General features: G+C 68.2%; 16 protein-coding genes and 1 pseudogene. 10 read left to right on the forward strand and 7 right to left on the reverse strand.

The annotated features are described in order from the left end of the window. Entirely contained in the window at positions 1 to 420 is a 420-nt protein-coding gene (locus AC3ANK_RS16325) for a hypothetical protein (RefSeq protein ID WP_206862201.1), read from the reverse strand. Then, on the reverse strand, positions 417 to 1412 hold the full coding sequence (locus tag AC3ANK_RS16330; protein WP_484171532.1) for a hypothetical protein: 996 nt from the start codon (positions 1410 to 1412) through the stop codon (positions 417 to 419). Before AC3ANK_RS16330 ends, AC3ANK_RS16325 begins: the two co-directional genes overlap by 4 nt. 177 nt (positions 1413 to 1589) lie before the next feature. On the opposite strand from AC3ANK_RS16330, the gene prmA reads away from it, so the two are divergent. From prmA to AC3ANK_RS16355, 5 genes are all read left to right on the forward strand, one after another. Further along, a complete protein-coding gene (prmA, locus tag AC3ANK_RS16335) occupies positions 1590 to 2510 on the forward strand; it encodes a 50S ribosomal protein L11 methyltransferase (protein WP_206862202.1) in 921 nt (306 codons plus the stop codon). A 34-nt stretch (positions 2511 to 2544) separates the two neighbouring features. Then, positions 2545 to 3414, forward strand: a complete 870-nt coding sequence (locus tag AC3ANK_RS16340) for a DUF3426 domain-containing protein (protein WP_206862203.1) — start codon at positions 2545 to 2547, stop codon at positions 3412 to 3414. A 101-nt stretch (positions 3415 to 3515) separates the two neighbouring features. Beyond that, on the forward strand, positions 3516 to 3788 hold the full coding sequence (gene fis / locus AC3ANK_RS16345) for a DNA-binding transcriptional regulator Fis (RefSeq protein WP_206862204.1): 273 nt from the start codon (positions 3516 to 3518) through the stop codon (positions 3786 to 3788). Positions 3789 to 4058: 270 nt separating this feature from the next. After that, positions 4059 to 5648 carry a bifunctional phosphoribosylaminoimidazolecarboxamide formyltransferase/IMP cyclohydrolase gene (gene purH, locus AC3ANK_RS16350; RefSeq protein WP_206862205.1) on the forward strand — a complete coding sequence of 530 codons (1590 nt, stop codon included), beginning with the start codon at positions 4059 to 4061 and terminating at the stop codon, positions 5646 to 5648. A gap of 190 nt (positions 5649 to 5838) precedes the next feature. Continuing rightward, on the forward strand, positions 5839 to 6339 hold the full coding sequence (locus AC3ANK_RS16355; protein WP_206862206.1) for a GNAT family N-acetyltransferase: 501 nt from the start codon (positions 5839 to 5841) through the stop codon (positions 6337 to 6339). 22 nt (positions 6340 to 6361) lie between these two features. On the opposite strand, the gene AC3ANK_RS16360 is transcribed toward AC3ANK_RS16355, so the two are convergent. Next, a complete protein-coding gene (locus tag AC3ANK_RS16360; protein ID WP_206862207.1) occupies positions 6362 to 7816 on the reverse strand; it encodes an alanine/glycine:cation symporter family protein in 1455 nt (484 codons plus the stop codon). 193 nt (positions 7817 to 8009) lie between these two features. Here AC3ANK_RS16360 and purD point away from each other — a divergent pair, with 193 nt between their 5' ends. Then, on the forward strand, positions 8010 to 9308 hold the full coding sequence (gene purD / locus AC3ANK_RS16365) for a phosphoribosylamine--glycine ligase (RefSeq protein ID WP_206862208.1): 1299 nt from the start codon (positions 8010 to 8012) through the stop codon (positions 9306 to 9308). 210 nt (positions 9309 to 9518) lie between these two features. On the opposite strand, the gene AC3ANK_RS16370 is transcribed toward purD, so the two are convergent. Then, on the reverse strand, positions 9519 to 9791 hold the full coding sequence (locus AC3ANK_RS16370; protein WP_206862209.1) for a hypothetical protein: 273 nt from the start codon (positions 9789 to 9791) through the stop codon (positions 9519 to 9521). A 164-nt stretch (positions 9792 to 9955) separates the two neighbouring features. Between AC3ANK_RS16370 and AC3ANK_RS16375 the strand changes: the two genes are divergently transcribed. Both AC3ANK_RS16375 and AC3ANK_RS16380 read left to right on the forward strand, forming a co-directional pair. Next, entirely contained in the window at positions 9956 to 11785 is a 1830-nt protein-coding gene (locus AC3ANK_RS16375) for a serine hydrolase (RefSeq protein WP_206862210.1), read from the forward strand. Between the two features lie 439 nt (positions 11786 to 12224). Continuing rightward, entirely contained in the window at positions 12225 to 12473 is a 249-nt protein-coding gene (locus tag AC3ANK_RS16380; RefSeq protein ID WP_206862211.1) for an XAC0095 family protein, read from the forward strand. A 55-nt stretch (positions 12474 to 12528) separates the two neighbouring features. Here AC3ANK_RS16380 and AC3ANK_RS16385 read toward each other — a convergent pair whose 3' ends face one another. From AC3ANK_RS16385 to AC3ANK_RS16395, 3 genes and pseudogenes are all read right to left on the reverse strand, one after another. After that, positions 12529 to 13752 carry a S24 family peptidase gene (locus AC3ANK_RS16385; protein ID WP_484171533.1) on the reverse strand — a complete coding sequence of 408 codons (1224 nt, stop codon included), beginning with the start codon at positions 13750 to 13752 and terminating at the stop codon, positions 12529 to 12531. Further along, positions 13704 to 14969: pseudogene (locus AC3ANK_RS16390) on the reverse strand (DNA/RNA helicase domain-containing protein); the annotation flags it as partial. The gene AC3ANK_RS16385 and the pseudogene AC3ANK_RS16390, both read right to left, overlap by 49 nt. A gap of 21 nt (positions 14970 to 14990) precedes the next feature. Further along, the gene (locus tag AC3ANK_RS16395) at positions 14991 to 15335 is read right to left on the reverse strand and encodes a nucleotide pyrophosphohydrolase (protein WP_206862213.1); all 345 of its coding nucleotides are present in this window, start codon (positions 15333 to 15335) and stop codon (positions 14991 to 14993) included. 453 nt (positions 15336 to 15788) lie between these two features. On the opposite strand from AC3ANK_RS16395, the gene AC3ANK_RS16400 reads away from it, so the two are divergent. Together AC3ANK_RS16400 and AC3ANK_RS16405 are read left to right on the forward strand one after the other, a co-directional pair. Next, positions 15789 to 16265: a hypothetical protein gene (locus AC3ANK_RS16400; protein WP_484171534.1), complete on the forward strand. Its 477-nt coding sequence runs from the start codon at positions 15789 to 15791 to the stop codon at positions 16263 to 16265. Positions 16266 to 16769: 504 nt separating this feature from the next. Then, positions 16770 to 18671: an MFS transporter gene (locus AC3ANK_RS16405; protein WP_206862214.1), complete on the forward strand. Its 1902-nt coding sequence runs from the start codon at positions 16770 to 16772 to the stop codon at positions 18669 to 18671. Positions 18672 to 18729: the final 58 nt, after the last annotated feature.

Genomic DNA, 18729 nt, shown 5'->3' on the forward strand with positions numbered 1-18729 from the left:
TCAGCGCGTGACGGACTGCGATGCGTCGGCCGTGGCGTCGTTCGCGGCGGGCCGGGCCTTGCTCTGCGTGCCGGCGATGGGATGCACGCCGCTGCCGGATGATGCGCTGACGACCATCACGTACTCGCTGGAACCGTCGGGCCACACGACCTTGAAGGTGCTGCCCGGCGGCAGCGTCGAGAACGGCGCGCCGCTGCTGGCGCGATACACCGCCGCGACCTGCGCCGCGCCCGACACCCGCATCTCGTCGGAGGAACCCACCGTCGTCACCGCGACCTGCGAAAGATGGCGGTACTCGTCGGCGAGCACGTCGATCATCACCCCGGCCGCGCCCACCGAATAGGTCGCGAACAGCAGCACCCAGAAATAGCGGCGGAACTTGCCGGCCAGAGGCCGCTTGTTGATAGGAAGGTTGTTCATTTCAGTTCCCTCTTCCCGCCCATGAGCGAGTCGACCATGTCATTGATGACGTCCACGCCCTGGCGCGGGACCGCGGCGTCGAAAACGAAGCGTTCGAAATCCTGTCCGGGCACGCTCGAGCAGATGCCGCCGTTCGCGCAGTACGAGGTCATCAGCGCGCTCTCGGACGTGCAGTCCATGCCGAGCCGGCATGCGGCCAGTTGCCAGGCCAGTTCGGAGAACTGCGTGCCGGCGACTTCACCGGTGTATTCGACCTTGCCGCTCGCGGCGATGCCCATTGCCGGAGCGAGCGCGGAATAGGCTTCCGGATCCTCGGATTCCTGCACGCGATCGACGAGCTCGCGCTTGTATTCGGGCGTGTCCTGCAACGGTTCGCCGGCCGCCATCAGCGACGCCTCGGCGGCGACGCTGCCGGCTTCGGCGGCTTCCACGCGCTTGAGCACGATCATGCGCGGCGTCAGTTCGTCCTGCGGCACGAAGCGCGCGCAGCGGCGGCTGACGCGTTCGCGCGCGGCGACCATCGCCGCCGAACCGCGCATGCCCATCTCGCCGATCACGCGCGTGTCGCGATCGAACGCCGCCGGCGCCATCGCGAAACCGGAGCAGTATTCGTACACGCGGCTGACCATCCAGATCGCGTCGGCGTCGCGCTCGCGCACGGCGGGCTCCAGCGATTGCGCATAGGCGTACAGATCGTCGGCGGTGTCGAAGCGCTCGCGGATCGAGGAGGCGCGCACGGCGGTGCCGATGGCCGGCGCCGGAATCGCGTCGGGACGCGCGCGATCGGCCGACGGGGCGTGCGCGTGTTCGGGCAGGCGCGCATCCACCGCGGTGGCGATCGCGACGCGTTCGACGCTCGTGTGATCCCCGCCCTGCACCCACGCCGCCACCGAGGCGACGACGAGCAGCGCCAACGTCGCCCAGGCGAGCGTGCGGGTGCTCGGCCACGAAGGCGATCGTCCTCTCATCCCGGTTTGCAGGGTATCGGCCATGGGCGTGGGGTCGCCGGCGGGCGGCGGCGTCGCGCCATTCTAGGCCAAACCGGGCAAACCGCCGTGGACAGTCGCCTGAACGCGCGATCCGGCCTCGCGGGCCGTGACCCACGCCCGCTTTACGCCGCCCCCGCCACGGCCCACCATGGCCGCCCGTCGTTCCCCGCCGTGCCTGCCATGCCGTTCCTCGAACTCACCCTGCCGTGCACCGAAGCCCAGCAGCCGCGCTACGAGCGCGCGCTGGAAAGCGTCGGCGCCCTGGCCGTCACGCTGGCCGACGCCCACGCCGACGCGCCCGACGAACAGGCGATCTTCGAGCCCGGCGTCGGCGAGCAGCCGCTGTGGAACGAGCTGGTGCTGACGGCGCTGTTCGAGGCCGGCACCGCACCGGAACTGCTGCTGTACGCGCTCGATGCCGCCGACGACGGCCTGGACTGGTCGCGCGCGGGTTTCCGCGAGGTCGCGGACCAGGACTGGGAACGCGCCTGGATGGACCAGTACGAGCCGCTGCGTTTCGGCCGTCGCACCTGGATCGTGCCGTGGAACCACGACCTCCCCGAAGGCGCCGATGCGCCCGACGCCGCGGTCGTCCGGCTCGATCCCGGTCTCGCCTTCGGCTCGGGCACGCACCCGACCACCGCGCTGTGCCTGCAATGGCTGGACGAGCTGGCCGACGAGGGCGTGCTGCAGGGCCGGCGCGTGCTCGATTTCGGCTGCGGCTCGGGCATCCTCGCGCTCGCCGCGCTGAAGCTCGGCGCGGCGCAGGCGGTCGGCGTGGACAACGATCCGCAGGCGCTCACCGCCACCGACGACAACGCGCAGCGCAACGGCGTGGCCGATCGGCTGGTCGCGTACTCGCCGCAGGGCGAGCCGGTGGAAACCTATCCGGTCGTGGTCGCGAACATCCTCGCCTCGGCGCTGGTGTCGCTCGCCGACACGCTGTCCGCGCGCGTTGCGCCGGGCGGTCGCATCGCGATGTCGGGCATCCTCGCCGGGCAGGAAGACGAGGTCATCGAACGTTACCGCGCCGACTTCGAACAGCTCCAGGCCACGCGCATGGAAGACTGGATGCGCGTCACAGGCGTGCGCCGCCGATGACATCGGTGCGCGGCGGCATGCTTGAATAGCCGCCATGTTCGTTCCCTGCCCGCATTGCGGTTTCCTGGTCGCGCTCATCGTCCGCCCGGACGGTGCGCCGCAACGCTGCCCGCGTTGCGACGGCCTGGTGCAGGAGTCCGATGACGCGGCTGCGGACAGCGCCGTCGAGCAACCCGACACGACACCGGCACAACTCGTCTCACCCGACGAAGCGGCGCCGACGGTTGCCGATGCAACCGATGCGGTCGGCACCATCGCGCCGATCGGAACGGCCGCGCCGATCGAGACCTCCGAACCCGCACCCGCGCCGAGTTACGAAGACGCCATCGCCGCGGCCACCGTCGGCGGCACGCCGGCGCGCGGCGGCAAGCGCGCCGCGCGTCCGCGTCGCAAGGGCGCGCCGAGTTTCGCGCGCCACGCCGTGCAGCACACGTCCGCGCGCACGCACTGGGGCTGGTATGCGGGCATCGCCGTGCTGGCGGTGTTGTTCGTACTGCAACTGCTGCTGGCTCAGCGGCATGAACTCGCCGCCGATCCGCGCTGGCGACCGTTCGTCGCAGGCGTCTGCGGCGTGTTGCGCTGCGAGGTGCCGGCGTGGCGCGAGCCGGCCGCTTTCACGATGCTCCAGCGCAGCGTGCGACCGCAGACCGGCGCGGCCGGCGTGCTCGCGGTCGATGCGAGTTTCCGCAACGATGCGCGCTGGCCGCAGCCCTGGCCGACACTGGTGTTGAGTCTGTCGGACGTGGATGGCCGTCCCGTCGGCGTCCGCGCGTTCGCTCCGCAGGAATATCGCGCCGCTCACCGTCCCGACGACCGGTTGTTGCCCGGACAGAGCGCGAACGTGACGTTCCAGGTCGTGGAACCGGCACCGCGCATCGTTGCGTTTACCTTCGATTTCCGCTGAGCCGCCGCGATCATTGGCGCCTGCGACAGGCGCACGCTAGACTCGCCCTTCCGTCGCCCCTGCACCGGGCCAGGGTCGACGCGATGACTGGGGATTTCCGTTTGAACGCCGCAACCGACCGCACCGACACCGCACGACCCGCTCCGCGCGTGCCGCTGCGGGACCACGTCGCCACGTCGATCCGTCGCTACCTGGGCGATCTGGACGGTCACGGCACCGAGAACCTCTACGAGATCGCGCTGCGCGAACTCGAGATCCCGCTGTTCGTCGAAGTGCTGCAGCACTGCGACGGCAACCAGAGCCGCGCCGCATCGATGCTCGGCATCCATCGCGCCACATTGCGCAAGAAGCTGCGCGAGTACGGGCTCGACTAAGCGCGTTCAAGCGCGTCCGTGCGAACGCATTCGCGTTCGTCCAGCACGTCGGACCTCATCCGGGCAAACGCCGCCTCCGTGCTTTTGTAGCCCGGGTAAGCGCAGCGCACCCGGGTTGGCGCATCGCGAAGCATTGCGCGAAACGCATCCGGCACGCTTCCCCGGGTGCGCTGCGCTTACCCGGGCTACGAAGGCGGCGGTTGACGGCCCGAGGTCCCGGCCACCCCACCCCCGTATAATTCCCGGCTCCCCGCCGCACGTTCCGAGCCCATGACTTCCGAACTCCTGTCCGGCCCGCCGGTCACCGTCCGCCGCGCCCTGCTGTCCGTGTCCGACAAGACCGGCCTGATCGAACTGGCCCGCGCCCTGCATGCGCTCGACGTGGAACTGCTCTCCACCGGCGGCACCGCGAAGGCGATCCGCGACGCCGGCCTGCCGGTGAAGGACGTCAGCGATATCACCGGCTTCCCCGAGATGATGGACGGCCGCGTCAAGACGCTGCACCCGATCGTGCACGGCGGCCTGCTCGGCCGCGCCGGCATCGACGACGCGGTGATGGCGCAGCACGGCATCGGCGCGATCGACCTGCTGGTGCTGAACCTGTATCCGTTCGAGAAGGTGTCGGCGAATCCCGACTCCACGCTCGAGGAGATCATCGAGAACATCGATATCGGCGGCCCGGCGATGCTGCGTTCGGCGGCGAAGAACTTCGCGCGCGTGGCGGTGGCGACCGATCCGGCGCAGTACGACGCGCTGCTCGCCGAGCTCAACGGCAACGGCGGCGCGATCTCCGGCAGGACGCGCTTCGCGCTGTCGGTCGCCGCATTCAACCGCGTCGCGCAGTACGACGCGCGCATCAGCGACCATCTGTCGTCGATCAACGTCGAGGATGGTTCGCGCGCAGCGTTCTCCGCGCAGGCGAACGGCAGCTTCGTGAAGGTGATGGACCTGCGCTACGGCGAGAATCCGCACCAGGCCGGCGCGTTCTACCGCGACCTGTGGCCGGTGCCGGGCACGCTGGCGACGTTCACCCAGCTGCAGGGCAAGGAGCTGAGCTACAACAACCTCGCCGACGCCGACGCCGCGTGGGAATGCGTGCGTCAGTTCGAGCGCCCGGCGTGCGTGATCGTCAAGCACGCCAACCCGTGCGGCGTGGCCGAAGGCGTGGCTTGCGGCGATGCGTACGAGCTCGCCTACGCGACCGACCCGACCTCCGCGTTCGGCGGCATCATCGCGTTCAACAAGACGCTGGATGCGGCCACCGCGAAGGCCATCCTCGATCGCCAGTTCGTCGAGGTGCTGATCGCCCCGGATTACGAGGAAGCCGCGCTCGACTACGCGCGCAAGAAGGCGAACGTGCGCGTGCTGCGCATTCCGCACGGCGAGGGCCGCAACAACGTCGACGTGAAGCGCGTGGGCTCGGGCCTGCTGATGCAGACCGCCGACATCCGCGAAGTCACGCGCGAGGAGCTGAAGGTCGTCACGAAGATCGCGCCGACCAAGGAGCAGCTGGACGACCTGTTGTTCGCGTGGCGCGTGGCGAAGTTCGTGAAGTCCAACGCGATCGTCTATGCGAAGGACCACCGCACCATCGGTGTCGGCGCAGGCCAGATGAGCCGGGTGTATTCGGCGCGCATCGCCGGCATCAAGGCGAACGACGCGGGCCTGATCGTGCCGGGTTCCGTGATGGCGTCGGACGCGTTCTTCCCGTTCCGCGACGGCATCGACGCGGCGGCGGAGGCCGGCATCAAGGCCGTGATCCAGCCGGGCGGTTCGATGCGCGACAGCGAAGTCATCGCCGCCGCCGACGAACACGGCCTGGCGATGGTGTTCACGGGCGTGCGGCACTTCCGCCACTGAGTCCTGCGGATTCGCCCCTGCAGCCCGGGCAAGCGAAGCGCACCCGGGTTGCATGCCGGCCTCCTCCCCGGGTGCGCTTCGCTTGCCCGGGCTACAAACGCGCGCCGAACGACCGCGGGGCCGACCTCATCGCCACCACCCCGCCATAACCGCCCCCGGGCCAGACTGCGCCCACGCACCCGGAGGGCTTATGTGGATCCGCACCGAAACCCAGGACGATCACGCCGCGATCCGTGAACTGCTCGGCGAGGCCTTCGCCGAGTCGGACGGCAACGGACGCATCGAGCAACGCATCGTCGATGCCCTGCGCGAGGACGGCGACCTCAGCCTGTGCCTGGTGGCCGACATCGACGGCCGCATTGCCGGTGTCGCGGTGTTCTCGCCGGTCGCCATCGACGGCGCGAAGGACTGGTACGGACTCGGCCCGGTCGCGGTCGCCCCCGGGGACCAGGGCCACGGCGTGGGCAGCGCGCTGATCCGCGCCGGGCTGGCCGAAATCGCCGAACGGGGCGCCGCCGGTTGCGTCGTGCTGGGCGAACCGGACTACTACGGCCGCTTCGGCTTCCGCAACGACGGCGAGCTGCGCTACGCCGACGCCCCGCCGCAGTACTTCCAGTCCCTGACCTTCGGCGACGACGCGCCGAAGGGCGAGGTCCGCTACCACCCCTCCTTCTCCGACACGTCGCACTGAGGCGCGAGGCGCGCGCCCGCGCTTACCCGCGCGGCGGCTGTTCCTTCCAGATCTCGTGGTCCACGCCGTCGCCCAGTTCCGGGTACTGCGCGATGTGGAACGTCGGCGAGCGGCCTTCGGACAGCTGGCGGTCGTAATCGCGCGTCAGCTTGATGACCACGCCGGAGAGCATGACGATCGCCACCAGGTTGATCGACGCCATCAGCGCCATCGCCGCATCGGCCGCGTCCCACACCAGTTGCACCTTCGAGTACACGCCCCATACGATCACCGCCAGCGCCGCCACGCGCAGCGCGAGCAGGCTCCAGCGCCCGCCGCCGAGGTAGAGCAGGTTGCTCTCGGCGTAGGAGTAGTTGCCGATGATGGTGGTGAAGGCGAAGAAGAACAGCGCGATCGCCACGAAATACGTGCCCCAGCCGCCGAAGAACACGGTCATCGCGTTCTGGGTGATCTGCACGCCGTCGCCGTCCTGCCCGAGCACGCCCGAGAGCAGGATCACGAAGCCGGTCGCCGAGCAGATCAGCAGCGTGTCGATGAACACGCCCAGCGACTGCACGAAGCCTTGGCTGGACGGGTGATGCGGCACCGGCGTCGCGGCAGCGGCGACGTTCGGCGCGCTGCCCATGCCGGCCTCGTTGGAATACAGGCCGCGCTTCACGCCCTGCAGCATCGCCACCGCGATCGCGCCGAAGATGCCGCCCGCCGCCGCATCCAGCCCGAACGCGCTGCGCAGCACGAGCGACAGCACCTCAGGCACCTGCCCCAGATGGGTCACCACCACCCACGCGGCCAGCCCGAGGTACGCCACCGACATGAACGGCACCACCCATTCGGCGAAACGCGCGATGGTGCGCAGGCCGCCGAAGATGATCACCGCGGTGAGCAGCACCAGCCCGGTCGCGATCTGCGCCTGGCTGAAACCGAACGCGCTGCGCAGCGACTGCGCCATCGCATTGGCGTGCACGCTGCTGAACACCAGACCGTAGGTGAGCAGCAGGCACAGCGCGAAGGCCACGCCCATCCACGGCTTCTTCAGCCCGCGCGACATGTAGTACGACGGCCCGCCACGGTACTGGCCGTTCTCGTCGCGCACCTTGTAGAGCTGCGCCAGCGCGCTCTCGGCGTAGGCCGTCGCCATGCCGAGCACCGCCGTGCACCACATCCAGAACAGCGCGCCCGGCCCGCCCACGCTCAGCGCGATGGCCACGCCGGCGAGGTTGCCCGTGCCCACGCGCGAGGCCAGCGACGTGCACAGCGCCTGGAACGGCGAGATGCCGGCGTTGTCGCCATCCGTGCCGCGCCCGATGACGTGCAGCATGTGCGGCAAGCGCCGCACCTGCACGAAGCGCAGCCGCACCGTGAAGTACAGGCCCACCGCGAGCAGGCCGTAGACCAGCACGTAGTCCCACAGGACCTTGTTGATCAGGCCGATCACGGGCGACAACAACGTTTCGATCAGGTGGGCTGCGGCTTCCATCGGGGATTCCTGTGGGGGCGCGTTCATCCGCGCCGCGCGGCTCCCGGAAGGGGCCGGACGCGCAACGACATCGCCGGAATGACATCCACGCGGCCGGGCCGCGGGCTCGCGATGGTACCAGCCGGGTACCGGCGCCCTGCCGCGGCCCGTAAAATCGGGACCTTACGCAGGCCCATCAGCAGGAGCGCGCACCATGAAAGTCCTCGTCATCGGTTCCGGCGGTCGCGAGCACGCCCTGGCCTGGAAACTCGCGCAGTCCAAGCGCGTGAGCGAAGTCCTCGTCGCGCCGGGCAACGCCGGCACCGCGACGGAAACCAAGTGCCGCAACGTGGACGTGCCCGCGTCCGACATCGACGGCCTGCTCGCGCTGGTCGAACGCGAAGGCGTCAGCGTCACCGTGGTCGGCCCGGAAGGCCCGCTGGTGAACGGCGTGGTCGACCGTTTCCGCGAGAAGCACCACCGCGTCTTCGGCCCGACCGCCGCCGCCGCGCAGCTGGAAGGCAGCAAGGCCTACGCGAAGAACTTCCTCGCGCGCCACGGCATTCCGACCGCGCACTACGCGGTGTTCACCGAAGCCGAGGCCGCACTCGAGTACGTGCAGGAGAAGGGCGCGCCCATCGTCATCAAGGCCGACGGCCTCGCGGCCGGCAAGGGCGTGATCGTCGCGATGACGCTGGCCGACGCCGAAGCCGCCATCACCGACATGCTCTCCGACTACGCCTTCGGCTCGGCCGGCGCGCGCGTGGTGATCGAGGAGTTCCTCGACGGCGAGGAAGCCAGCTTCATCTCGATGGTCGACGGCCAGCACGCGCTGCCGATGGCGACCAGCCAGGACCACAAGCGCGTGGGCGACCGCGACACCGGCCCCAACACCGGCGGCATGGGCGCGTACTCGCCCGCGCCCGTGGTCACGCCCGACGTGCACGCGCGCATCATGCGCGAGGTGGTCGAACCCACCGTGCGCGGCATGATCGCCGACGGCATTCCCTTCACCGGCTTCCTCTACGCCGGCCTGATGATCGACAAGAGCGGCGCGCCGAAGGTCATCGAGTTCAACGTGCGCTTCGGCGACCCGGAAACCCAGCCGGTGATGCTGCGCCTGCGTTCGGACCTGCTGGATCTGGTCGAAGCGGCCATCGACGGCAAGCTGGACAGGACCACCGCGCAGTGGGATTCGCGTCCCTCGCTCGGCGTGGTGATGGCCGCCGAAGGCTACCCCGGCACGCCGCGCACGGGCGATGTCATCGGCAGCTGGGACGCCCCCGAAGTGATCGATGTGAAGGTGTTCCATGCCGGCACGAAGCTGGAAGGCGAGCACATCGTCACCGCAGGCGGCCGCGTGCTGTGCGTGTGCGCGCTGGGCGACACCGTCGCCGATGCGCAGCACAAGGCATACGAAGGCGTGGCCGGCATCTCGTGGCACGGCGAATTCCACCGCCACGACATCGGCTGGCGCGCGATCGAGCGTGAGCGGGCGGAAGAGCTGGCGTAACCTAAACCCCGCGTTTAAGCCCCTCTCCCGCCGGGAGAGGGGTTGGGGGTGAGAAGGCGCTGCTTGCGAACCACTGGTTCGCGCGCCTTCGAACGCCCGAACGCTATGCGTTCGGGCCGGGCAGGGGTAACGAAGCGTTCGCGGCAACCCACCTCAAACGCACAGCGCTGCTGGTTCTGGCTTCTTAGCGCGACCAGTTCGAGGAAGCCTTTACGCCGCCCCCTCCTCCGGCGCAGGCGTCAGCTTCACCACCACCTCCTCCAGCTCCGCGATCACGCGCTCCAGCGCGTCATAGAACTCCGCCTGCCGCGTCATCAGATCCTCGATGTTCCCGGCTTCCTTCAACTTCGCCAGTTCGCCGTCGAACAGCAACCACTGCGCGGTGAGCCGCTCCACGTTGCCCTTCGCGTAATGCCGCATTTCCTTGAGCTGCAGCAGCGTGTCGTTGACGTGGTCGAGCGGGGATTTGGTGTCGGCCGACATGACGACCTCCTGTTGTGGATCGCGCCCGCAGCCTAGCGATGCACAGGTGAACCGGCCGAAAAACCCACCGGTCAGCCACCATTGGGCCTCGTGACGAAGGACACAGGCTCCGATCCGCCCGTCCCCCGACACTGGCCCCTGCCATCGCAAGGCCGCACACCTTCGTGAACACCGGACCGTTCCAGCAGGCGCTGCGTCGCCTGGCATGCACCCTCGCGCTGTTCGCGCTTCCCTGCACCGGCGGCGCCGCCACCGCCACGCTTCACGAGACGATGGCGCAGGAACTGCGATCGCAGGGCCTGCAAGGCGCCGTGTGGTCCACGCTCATCGACGACACCATCGCCACCGGTGCGGCCGGCGCGCGCGACGCCCGCACAGGCAAGCCGATGCAGGCGAACGACCGTGTCCACGTCGGCTCCGTCGCCAAGACGCTGCTCGCGACCGGCGTGCTAGCGCTGATCACGCAGGGCAAGCTCGCGCTCGACACGCCCGTCGCTCCGCTGCTGCCCGGTATCGACTTCGACAACCCGTGGGCAGCCACGGACCCGATCCGCATCCGCCACCTGCTCGACCACACCGCGGGCCTGGACGATGTGCGCTTCTCGCAGGCGTTCACGCTCGTCCCGCGCGAGGACACGCCGCTGCGCGCCACCTTCGACGGACGCGGACCGTTGCGCGTGCGCAGCCGCCCCGGCACGCGGCATTCGTACTCCAACACCGGCTACACGCTGCTGGGCATGGTGATCGAACGCATCACCGGTACGCGTTACGAGACCTACCTCGACGCGCACCTGCTCAAGCCGCTGCGGATGCACGACAGCACGTTCGCGTTCACCACGCAGGACGGCGAACACGCGGACACGCGCCTTGCGATGGGGCACTTCGAGAACGGCGCGACGCACGCGGCCGTGCCCAGCTTCATCCGCCCCGCCGGACAGTTCACGACCACCGCCGCCGACATGGGCCGCCTCGCGCGCTTCCTGATGGGCGACGGGCGCGTAGACGGCGCGCCCTTCATCGACGCCGCATTGCTGCGCGCGACGGGCGAACCCGTCGCCACCGAAGCCGCCGACGCCGGCCTGCGCGTGGGCTATGGGCTCGGCCTGTCCACGCGCGATCGCCACGGCGCCGTCGGCCGCTGCCACGGCGGCAGCACCGTCGGCTATCGCGCGATGCTGTGCCTGTTTCCACGCGAGCAGCGCGCGTTCTTCGTGGCGATCAACGCCGACATCGAAGGCGCCGACTACGGACGCCTCGACCGCATCCTCATCGAGTCGCTGTCGCTGTCGCCAATACAGACGCAACGCGCCGCCGCGCCACGAGTGGACCTCGACGACTGGGAAGGCATCTACGTCCCCTCGCCCAATCGGTTCGCGAGCCTGGAATGGCTGGACACCACGCTGAACTTCGTGCGCGTGCGCCGCGATGGAGATGCGCTGCGCTTCAAGCCGTTCCAGTCGAAGGAAATCACGTTGCGTCCCACAGGCGACCGCCTGCTTCGCGCAACCGAACGCACCATCGCCTCGCACGCACTGATCACCACACCCGACGGCCGCCGCATCATCGGCACGGGCCTTCAGAGTTACGAACGCGCCTCGCTCGTCCGCATGGCATTGCTGTGGGCCAGCCTGATCGCCGGACTGCTCGGCTGCGTGTGGCTGCTGGCCTCCGGCGTCCTCGTGCTGGTCCGGCGGAAGGCGTCGAACCACGCGGTACTGATCCCCTTCGCCGGCCTGCTCGCCCTGCTGCTGCCGCTACCGTTCTTCCATCGGCAGTCCTTCCTGCAACTGGGCGACCTGACCTTCGCCAGCGCCCTGCTGGCCGCCGTCACCGCACTATGGCCGTTGACGCTGCTGGCGGGCCTGATCGCAGCGCTGCGTCGCAGACCGTGGTCGTTGCGGACGACGATGGACGCGACCGCGATGCTCGCGGTGCTGCAGTGGGTGGCCGTGCTCGCGTGGTGGGGGTTGGTGCCGTTGCGGATGTGGGCGTGAGCGAACTCCGTCCGCTTCACGGATGGCGCTTCGCAAGATCGATGCGATCGATGCAGCGCCGTGTGATGGCGATGGTGATGCCGGTGCCGATGCATTCACGATGCATGGCAGCCAATGCAACGAACTGTGACGCCACGCCATGCCACCCGCGAAACTCTCTTACGTAATCGCCTTGATGCGCTGAAGCCGCATCAGCAGACTCGCTTCCACGGAGTTTCAAACCTCCGTAAGCAGCGGAAGCCACCTCCGCATCACCGGTGGCTTTTTTGTGCCTTATCAAAGGCACACCGACGCACGTGCACTGCGTCGGGAGGGCGGCGGAATACAACACCCGAAAGGGAAATACGCCCAGCCGGTGCTTACGGTGTTTGAACCTCCCGACAACCTCGCGCCTGCAATTCCGCAGCGCGAGCCGGCCAGACAAGCCAGGAACCCCACGATGCGAAACGGACCCCGCAGTACCGAGACCACCCCGCCCAACAGCAACTACCTGCTCCCCCTCGCCGCACACGTCAGCCTGCAACACACCCGCGACCACCTTCGTCTGCTCACGCAGTTGAGCGAAGGGCGAAGCGAGAACGACCGGGACGAGATCGTGATTTCGGCAGATGCACTCGCCGACACATTCAGTCGCATCGCGGAAGAACTGGACGACGTGCTTGCGTGCGTCCAGCGCGTCACGGCCTAGCGTCGCATCACGCGCATGTCTCCCTTTGCGCCGATGCGGAGGGAGGCACCGCGTCCTACACCAGCACGGAGACAACCCATGCCGCGATCACCGGACGTTCGTCGTCATCCAGATCGATCGGGATGGGCTTGAAGCCCGGATCGCTGCTGTCGGGTTTCAGCCACACGCGCTCGTACACGGGTCCGTCGTCGGTTTCCGCCTTCGTTGCGTCATAGACCTTCAGCGTGTAGCGACCGCTGTCTTCCGGATCTCCGAGGTCGTGCCTGCGGGCCAGCACAAGACGGCCCTGTTTCGAACCGCGAACATCGGACGAGAACAGCACCCAGGCGCCGTTGGGCACGCGGCGGTTCATCGATTCGCCGTGCACTTGCGCCACGAAGTAGCCCGGCGCGATGCGGATGTGGTCCGGTAGCGCGACCCATTCCACGGCGTCGTGCTCGAGCATGTGCGCATCGCCGAAGTCGCCGGCCGCGATCTTCAGGTCGAGCAGCGGAACCGCGTTCTCCCAGGGCCGCGCTTCGCTTGCGCGCACCACCTGGAACGGCCGCGCATCCAGCGGCGGCGGAGCCGCCTCCGCGCGTTTCGTCGGCATCGGCACCGACCGCTTGGGCTGCAACCCCAGATGCTCGGTGCGGCTACGCACGAACTTCTCGGTCTCGGGATCCTCGAAGTACACGTAGCAGCCCTTCATCCCACGCGAGAGGAGAACGCGATAGGTGTTCTTCACCAGATCGAGGAACCGATCCCTCGATCGCTTCACTGGCGTGTCATGGGATACGGTCCGATCGCCGACCCATCCGGCACCCGGCTCATAACGCAGATCGCGTCCCCAGATCACGCCGACGTAATCGAACTCGAACCCCTGGGCCGTGTAGATGCAGCCCACCTGTTCCATTCCGCCGGGATCGTGCGCCCAGAATTCCGCCTTCGGCACGCCCCTTGGAAGTCCCGTCATTTCCGAACGCGCGTTCCAGGGCCTTTCGAACTCGCCCAAGCGGACGTCTTTGATAAGTTGGCCATCGCTTCCAAGCTCCTTCGACCACGACCAGCAGTAGCCGGCGACCAGACGCGCCGAATGTCCTTCGCCGGCCTTCTGGCGAATGAGGGCGTCCAACGCGTCCGGGCTGTCCACGATGCCGAATTCGAACGTTTCCTGCGTCTGATCGAAAAGCAGTTTGCGGTGCGGCGTACCTCCAGCGTGTTGTCGACCCAGTTCACGAAACCGTCGGATCCGGCGCAGCGGAATTGCGTCTCCAGCGTGCTCTCGTGAAGTACGCACCCGTTGTTCGCGGCGGCGTCCCGGATGAGCGCGGACGAGCCGATCTCGTCCGGCCGCACGATCTGCTGGTCATCGACGAAGAAGACGGCAATGCGCGCCGCATCGATGATCTCCTGGATTTGAGAACGGTCGGACAGCTGGTCCTTCTTCGTGTAACGGTGGTTGCTGGTCGAGCGGATGCGATGCGCCTCGTCGCACAACAGAACGTCGACATCGTTGCGGCCGGCTTGGCCGAAGTTGTTGAAATAGCGGAACTGCTGGCCCGCCTGCCTGCCGACGATCTTCTGCAGGGTTTTGGTGAACGCCTTGGAACCCGTCGCGTGCTGCGCGTTGCATCCCTTCGCGGCGAGTGCGCCGAGGAGGTTCAGCGCGAGCACAGATTTTCCCGTGCCCGGTCCACCGTGGACGAGGAAAACATGCTTCCGGCTGTCCTGCGTGGCGGTTTCCACGGCAGCGAGCACCTGACTGAAGATCACCTGCTGTTCGTCCAGCAACACGAACGCGGGTTCTTCCCTGATGACTCTGGACACGTGCGACAGCAGTTTCTTGGCGGGGCGATAGCGGCTTTTCGCGAGCCGGTCCATGACCCGCTCCCCATCGCCCGCGCCCAGGCGATGCGACAGATGGGCGGCGAGCGCCGGAACGTCCCCGGCCGTGAACACGGGTGCAAGCTGCCGCACGGCTTCCGACCGAACGTCGAACAGCGGGTCCGCGCTGACCGGGCGGTAGTTGTGGAGATAGGCGCATGCGTCCAGCAGCACGCGTTCGCGCTCTTCGTGGAAGACCGCGTGCATGTCCTCCAGATAGCGCCTGTACTGGTTGGCCTGCACGGCCGGATGCAGGACATCGCGATGATTGCCGCCAATCCAGGTCCGCAACAGATCGTCGTGGCTGCCGAGTTCGGACGCGCTCCACTGCTTCAGCTCTACGATGACCGCGCGGTCACGCGTGGCGTCGCGCCCGGTCAGGATGGCATCGATGCGCTTGGACGAGAGCGGCAGCTGGTACTCGAGCAGGATGCCCTGCCGCATCAGGTCGCCCGTCCGCAGGACGTCGGAGAACGAGCGCAACGAGTTCTGCCAGGACTGGAACTCGGCGTTCGAAGGTGCGTAGCGGTAGTGGGCCTCGAAGGCTTCGGCGAGGCGGTACGCGATGGCGTTGTGGGTGGTCGCCTGTACGAATTCCGGCGTCGTGCCGGCGTAGAGCAGCGTGGACATCCCTGATCTTTCTCCGTTTCCCTAGAGCTGGTCGTACTTGCGCGCGGATCCCTTCGCCCGTTCGACGGGATACCGCTTCGCGTTGAACTCGAGCTTCTCCCGGACGGCGCGCTCGACATCGATGCCGAGGTCTTCGGCGAGATAGGTCAGCAGGATCACGATGTCGGCCACTTCGTGCTCTATCTGCGGCTTGCGATCGCGGACGACGGCGTCGAGTTCGTTGTCGCGTGTCCATTGCGAGTGCTCGGCAAGCTCGGCCGCTTCCAGGACGATGGACGTGGACAAGGTGCGCAGGTTGTGGAACTGGCGCCAGTCGCGGTCGTCGCGGAACTTGAGGATTTCTCGACGGAGGGTTTCGTTGAGCATGTCGTTCTCCCGGTACGGCGTTAGGGTACCGGCGCAACCGGGAGTCGGGGGGAGCCGTCTCTCCGCCCGGTAACGTCAGAACGTGGTTGCGTCACCCAAATCCGGGGCGGCAGCGGCGGTCTTTCGCCCGGGAACGCGTGTCGCATGGATTCCATCGGTGCGGAATCACCCTCTTGCGCCCGCCCCGCAGCCGCGCACGGCCGCGGCGCAGTCTCGCGGACCTGCCGGTCCCCTTCGCGCGGCGGCCGGACACGCTAGCGCCGCTGGCCGATACCTTCGCGCCCCCGTGGCGCAGCCACGCCCGTCTGCCGCGCAGCCGCTCGCGGGCGCCGCGCACCCTCGCACGCCTCCCGCGCGCCCTCGCCCTGCGAGTAATTCGCATCGACCGCCCGGCCAGCGTGTTCCAGCTTCAAAGCGCCGGCGGGTGCCGGCGATGACATGGAGACACGGAACATGGGTCAGAACCTGATCAGCGCGACGCTTCCGGATGGGTACTGGACGGAGCTGGACGCGGCGATCGCCAACGTGCAGGTGCTGTTGCAGCCGCTGCTGGTGGCGGTGACGCCGGCCGAGAAGAAGGCGTGGGTCAAGATGGGCGACGGGTCGGAGGCGTTCTGCCGCAAGGCGCTGGACGTGATGGAGGAGAACCTCGCGCTGATGCCGCGCGACTTCGATCCGGCGGAGATGCGGCGGGACCTGGGCACGCACGACGCGCTGGCGTCGCGGGTCGTCAAGCTCACGCGCGTGCTGGAGCAGGCACGCAACGCCGAGATGGCGCTCGGCAGCGACGTGATGGTCGCCGCGCTGGAGGGTTACGCGGTGCTCAAGGCGGTCGGCAAGGGTGACGGGGTGGAGGCGTTGAAGAAGCTGTTGTCGAAGCGGTTTGCGGTGGGCACGCGGGAAGCGGCGGCGAAGGCGCCGGCGGGCTGATTGTTCGCGCGTTCGACGCCACAACAAGGCCCCGCGATGCGGGGCCTTTTTGTTGCCGTGCAAGGGATGTCGGAGCAGCGAGATGGGTTCCAGCTTTCGCTGGAATGGCGGTCAGGTGGAGTGGGAGTGCCCATGCGGTGCGGGCCTGGGTCCCGGGCTTCGTCGGGACGACGGTGAGGTTCGCCGGAAGACGGCTCTTGTAGCCCGGGTAAGCGAAGCGCACCCGGGGAGGTAGCTGGGGCGCTCCCCGGGTGCGCTTCGCTTACCCGGGCTACAAAAACGCCAAGCACGCGCTGGCGAGTGCGAGCGTCGTCGCTCCGCCGGCCCTCCCCCCTCTCAGCGCTGCACTCCCTTTGGTCGCCGCCGGGAGAGGGGCTCAGCGCAGGGACGACGCACGCTCCAAATCCGGAGTCTCCATCCCACCGAACGCATGGAACCACCGCACCTCACCCCGCCACCCGCATTTGCTAGTCTCCCGCGAACCCAAGCCCCTACGTTGAGTGCATGGCACACAGTCAGTTCGACCTGCTGCGGCAGCGGCGCTTCCTGCCGTTCTTCGTGACCCAGTGCCTGGGGGCGTTCAACGACAACGTGTACCGGCAGGCGATCATCGGGCTGCTGTTCTGGCTCGGGGTGACGCCGGAGGAGCGCACGCTCTACACGAACATCGCGCCGGCGTTGTTCATCCTGCCGTACTTCCTGTTCTCGGCCACGGCGGGGCAGATCGCGGAGAAACTGGAGAAGTCGCGGCTCATCCGCATCACCACCACGATGGAGATCGTGATCATGTCGCTGGCGGCCGTGGGGTTCGTCACGCAGAACATGGTGGTGCTGCTCATCGCGCTGTTCGGCACGGGCATGCAGTCCACGCTGTTCGGGCCGGTGAAGTATTCGATCCTGCCGTCGGTGCTCAAGCCGGAGGAACTCACTGGCGGCAACGGGCTGGTGGAGATGGGGACGTCGATCTCGATCCTCGCCGGCATGATCTTCGGCGGACTGATCTTCATCGTCGCCGAAAGCCACGGCCCCGTCGTTGCGGCGACGGCGATCATCCTGCTCGCGGTGACCGGCAACCTCGTCAGCCGCTTCATCCCGAAGGCCGATGCGGGCGCGCCGGACCTGAAGTTCAACTGGAATCCGCTGCCGGAGTCGCTCGCCGTGCTGCGGCTGGCGAAGAAGCAGCTGGCGGTGCGCAATTCGGTGCTGGGCGTGTCGTGGTTCTGGTTCATCGGCACGGTGCTGACCTCACAGCTGCCCACCTACGCCGATACCAACCTGGGCGGCGGCACCACGCTGTACATCTTCGTGCTGGCGCTGTTCTCCGTCGGCACGGGGCTGGGCTCGATACTGTGCGAGAAGCTGTCGGCGCGCACGGTGGAAATCGGCCTGGTGCCGCTGGGCGCGTTCGGCATGAGCGCCTTCATGATCGACCTGTACTTCGCGCGCAGCGGCACGGCGCCGGTGCAGGTGTCCACGGTGGCGGGGTTCATGCAGCAGCCGGGCAGCTGGCGCATCGCGATGGACCTGGTCGGCATCGGCCTGTTCGCGGGCTTCTACGTGGTGCCGCTGTTCGCGCTGATCCAGAGCCGCACGCCGCGCAGCGAGATCTCGCGCGTGATCGCGGGCATGAACATCCAGAACGCCGGCTTCATCGTGCTGGCGGCGGCGCTGGGCATCGTGGTGCAGCGCTTCTTCGGATGGACGATCCCGCAGGTGTTCCTGGCGCTGGCGATCGCCAATGTCGTCGTGGCGATCTACATCTTCACGATCGTGCCCGAGTTCCTGATGCGCTTCCTCAGCTGGGTGCTGGTGCGCGTGCTGTACCGCATGCGCCCGCACGGCATCGAGCAGCACGTGCCCGACGAAGGCGCGGCGCTGATCGTGTGCAACCACGTGAGCTACATGGACGCGCTGATCCTCGCGGCGAGCGTGCCGCGGCCGATCCGCTTCGTCATGTACCACCGCATCTTCAACATCCCGGTGATGAGCTGGATCTTCCGCACGGCGAAGGCCATTCCCATCGCCGGCGCGAAGGAGGACCCGGAGCTGATGCGCCGCGCGTTCGACGAGATCGACGCCGCGCTGGCCGAGGGCGAACTGGTCGGGATCTTCCCCGAAGGCGCGTTGACGAAGGATGGGCGGATCGCGCCGTTCAAGTCGGGCGTGGAGCGCATCCTCGAACGTGCCGCCGCGCGCGGGCAGGTCGTGCCGGTGGTGCCGATGGCGCTGCGGAACATGTGGACGAGCATGTGGAGTCGCCGCGACACGCGGCTGGGCCGCATGCGTGTGCCGCGCCGCTTCCGCGCGCCGGTGGACGTGGTGGCGCAGGCGCCCATCCTGGATGCCGGCGTGGACGCGGCGACGCTGGAAGCGCAGGTGCGGCAGATGCGCGGGGATGCGGCCTGAGGCGACGGCGATGACGGCGTCGCGGGCCCGCTGCTAGCATCGGCGGGCCGCTGTTCCG

It is taken from the genome of Lysobacter sp. SCRH-1R, assembly GCF_057747855.1.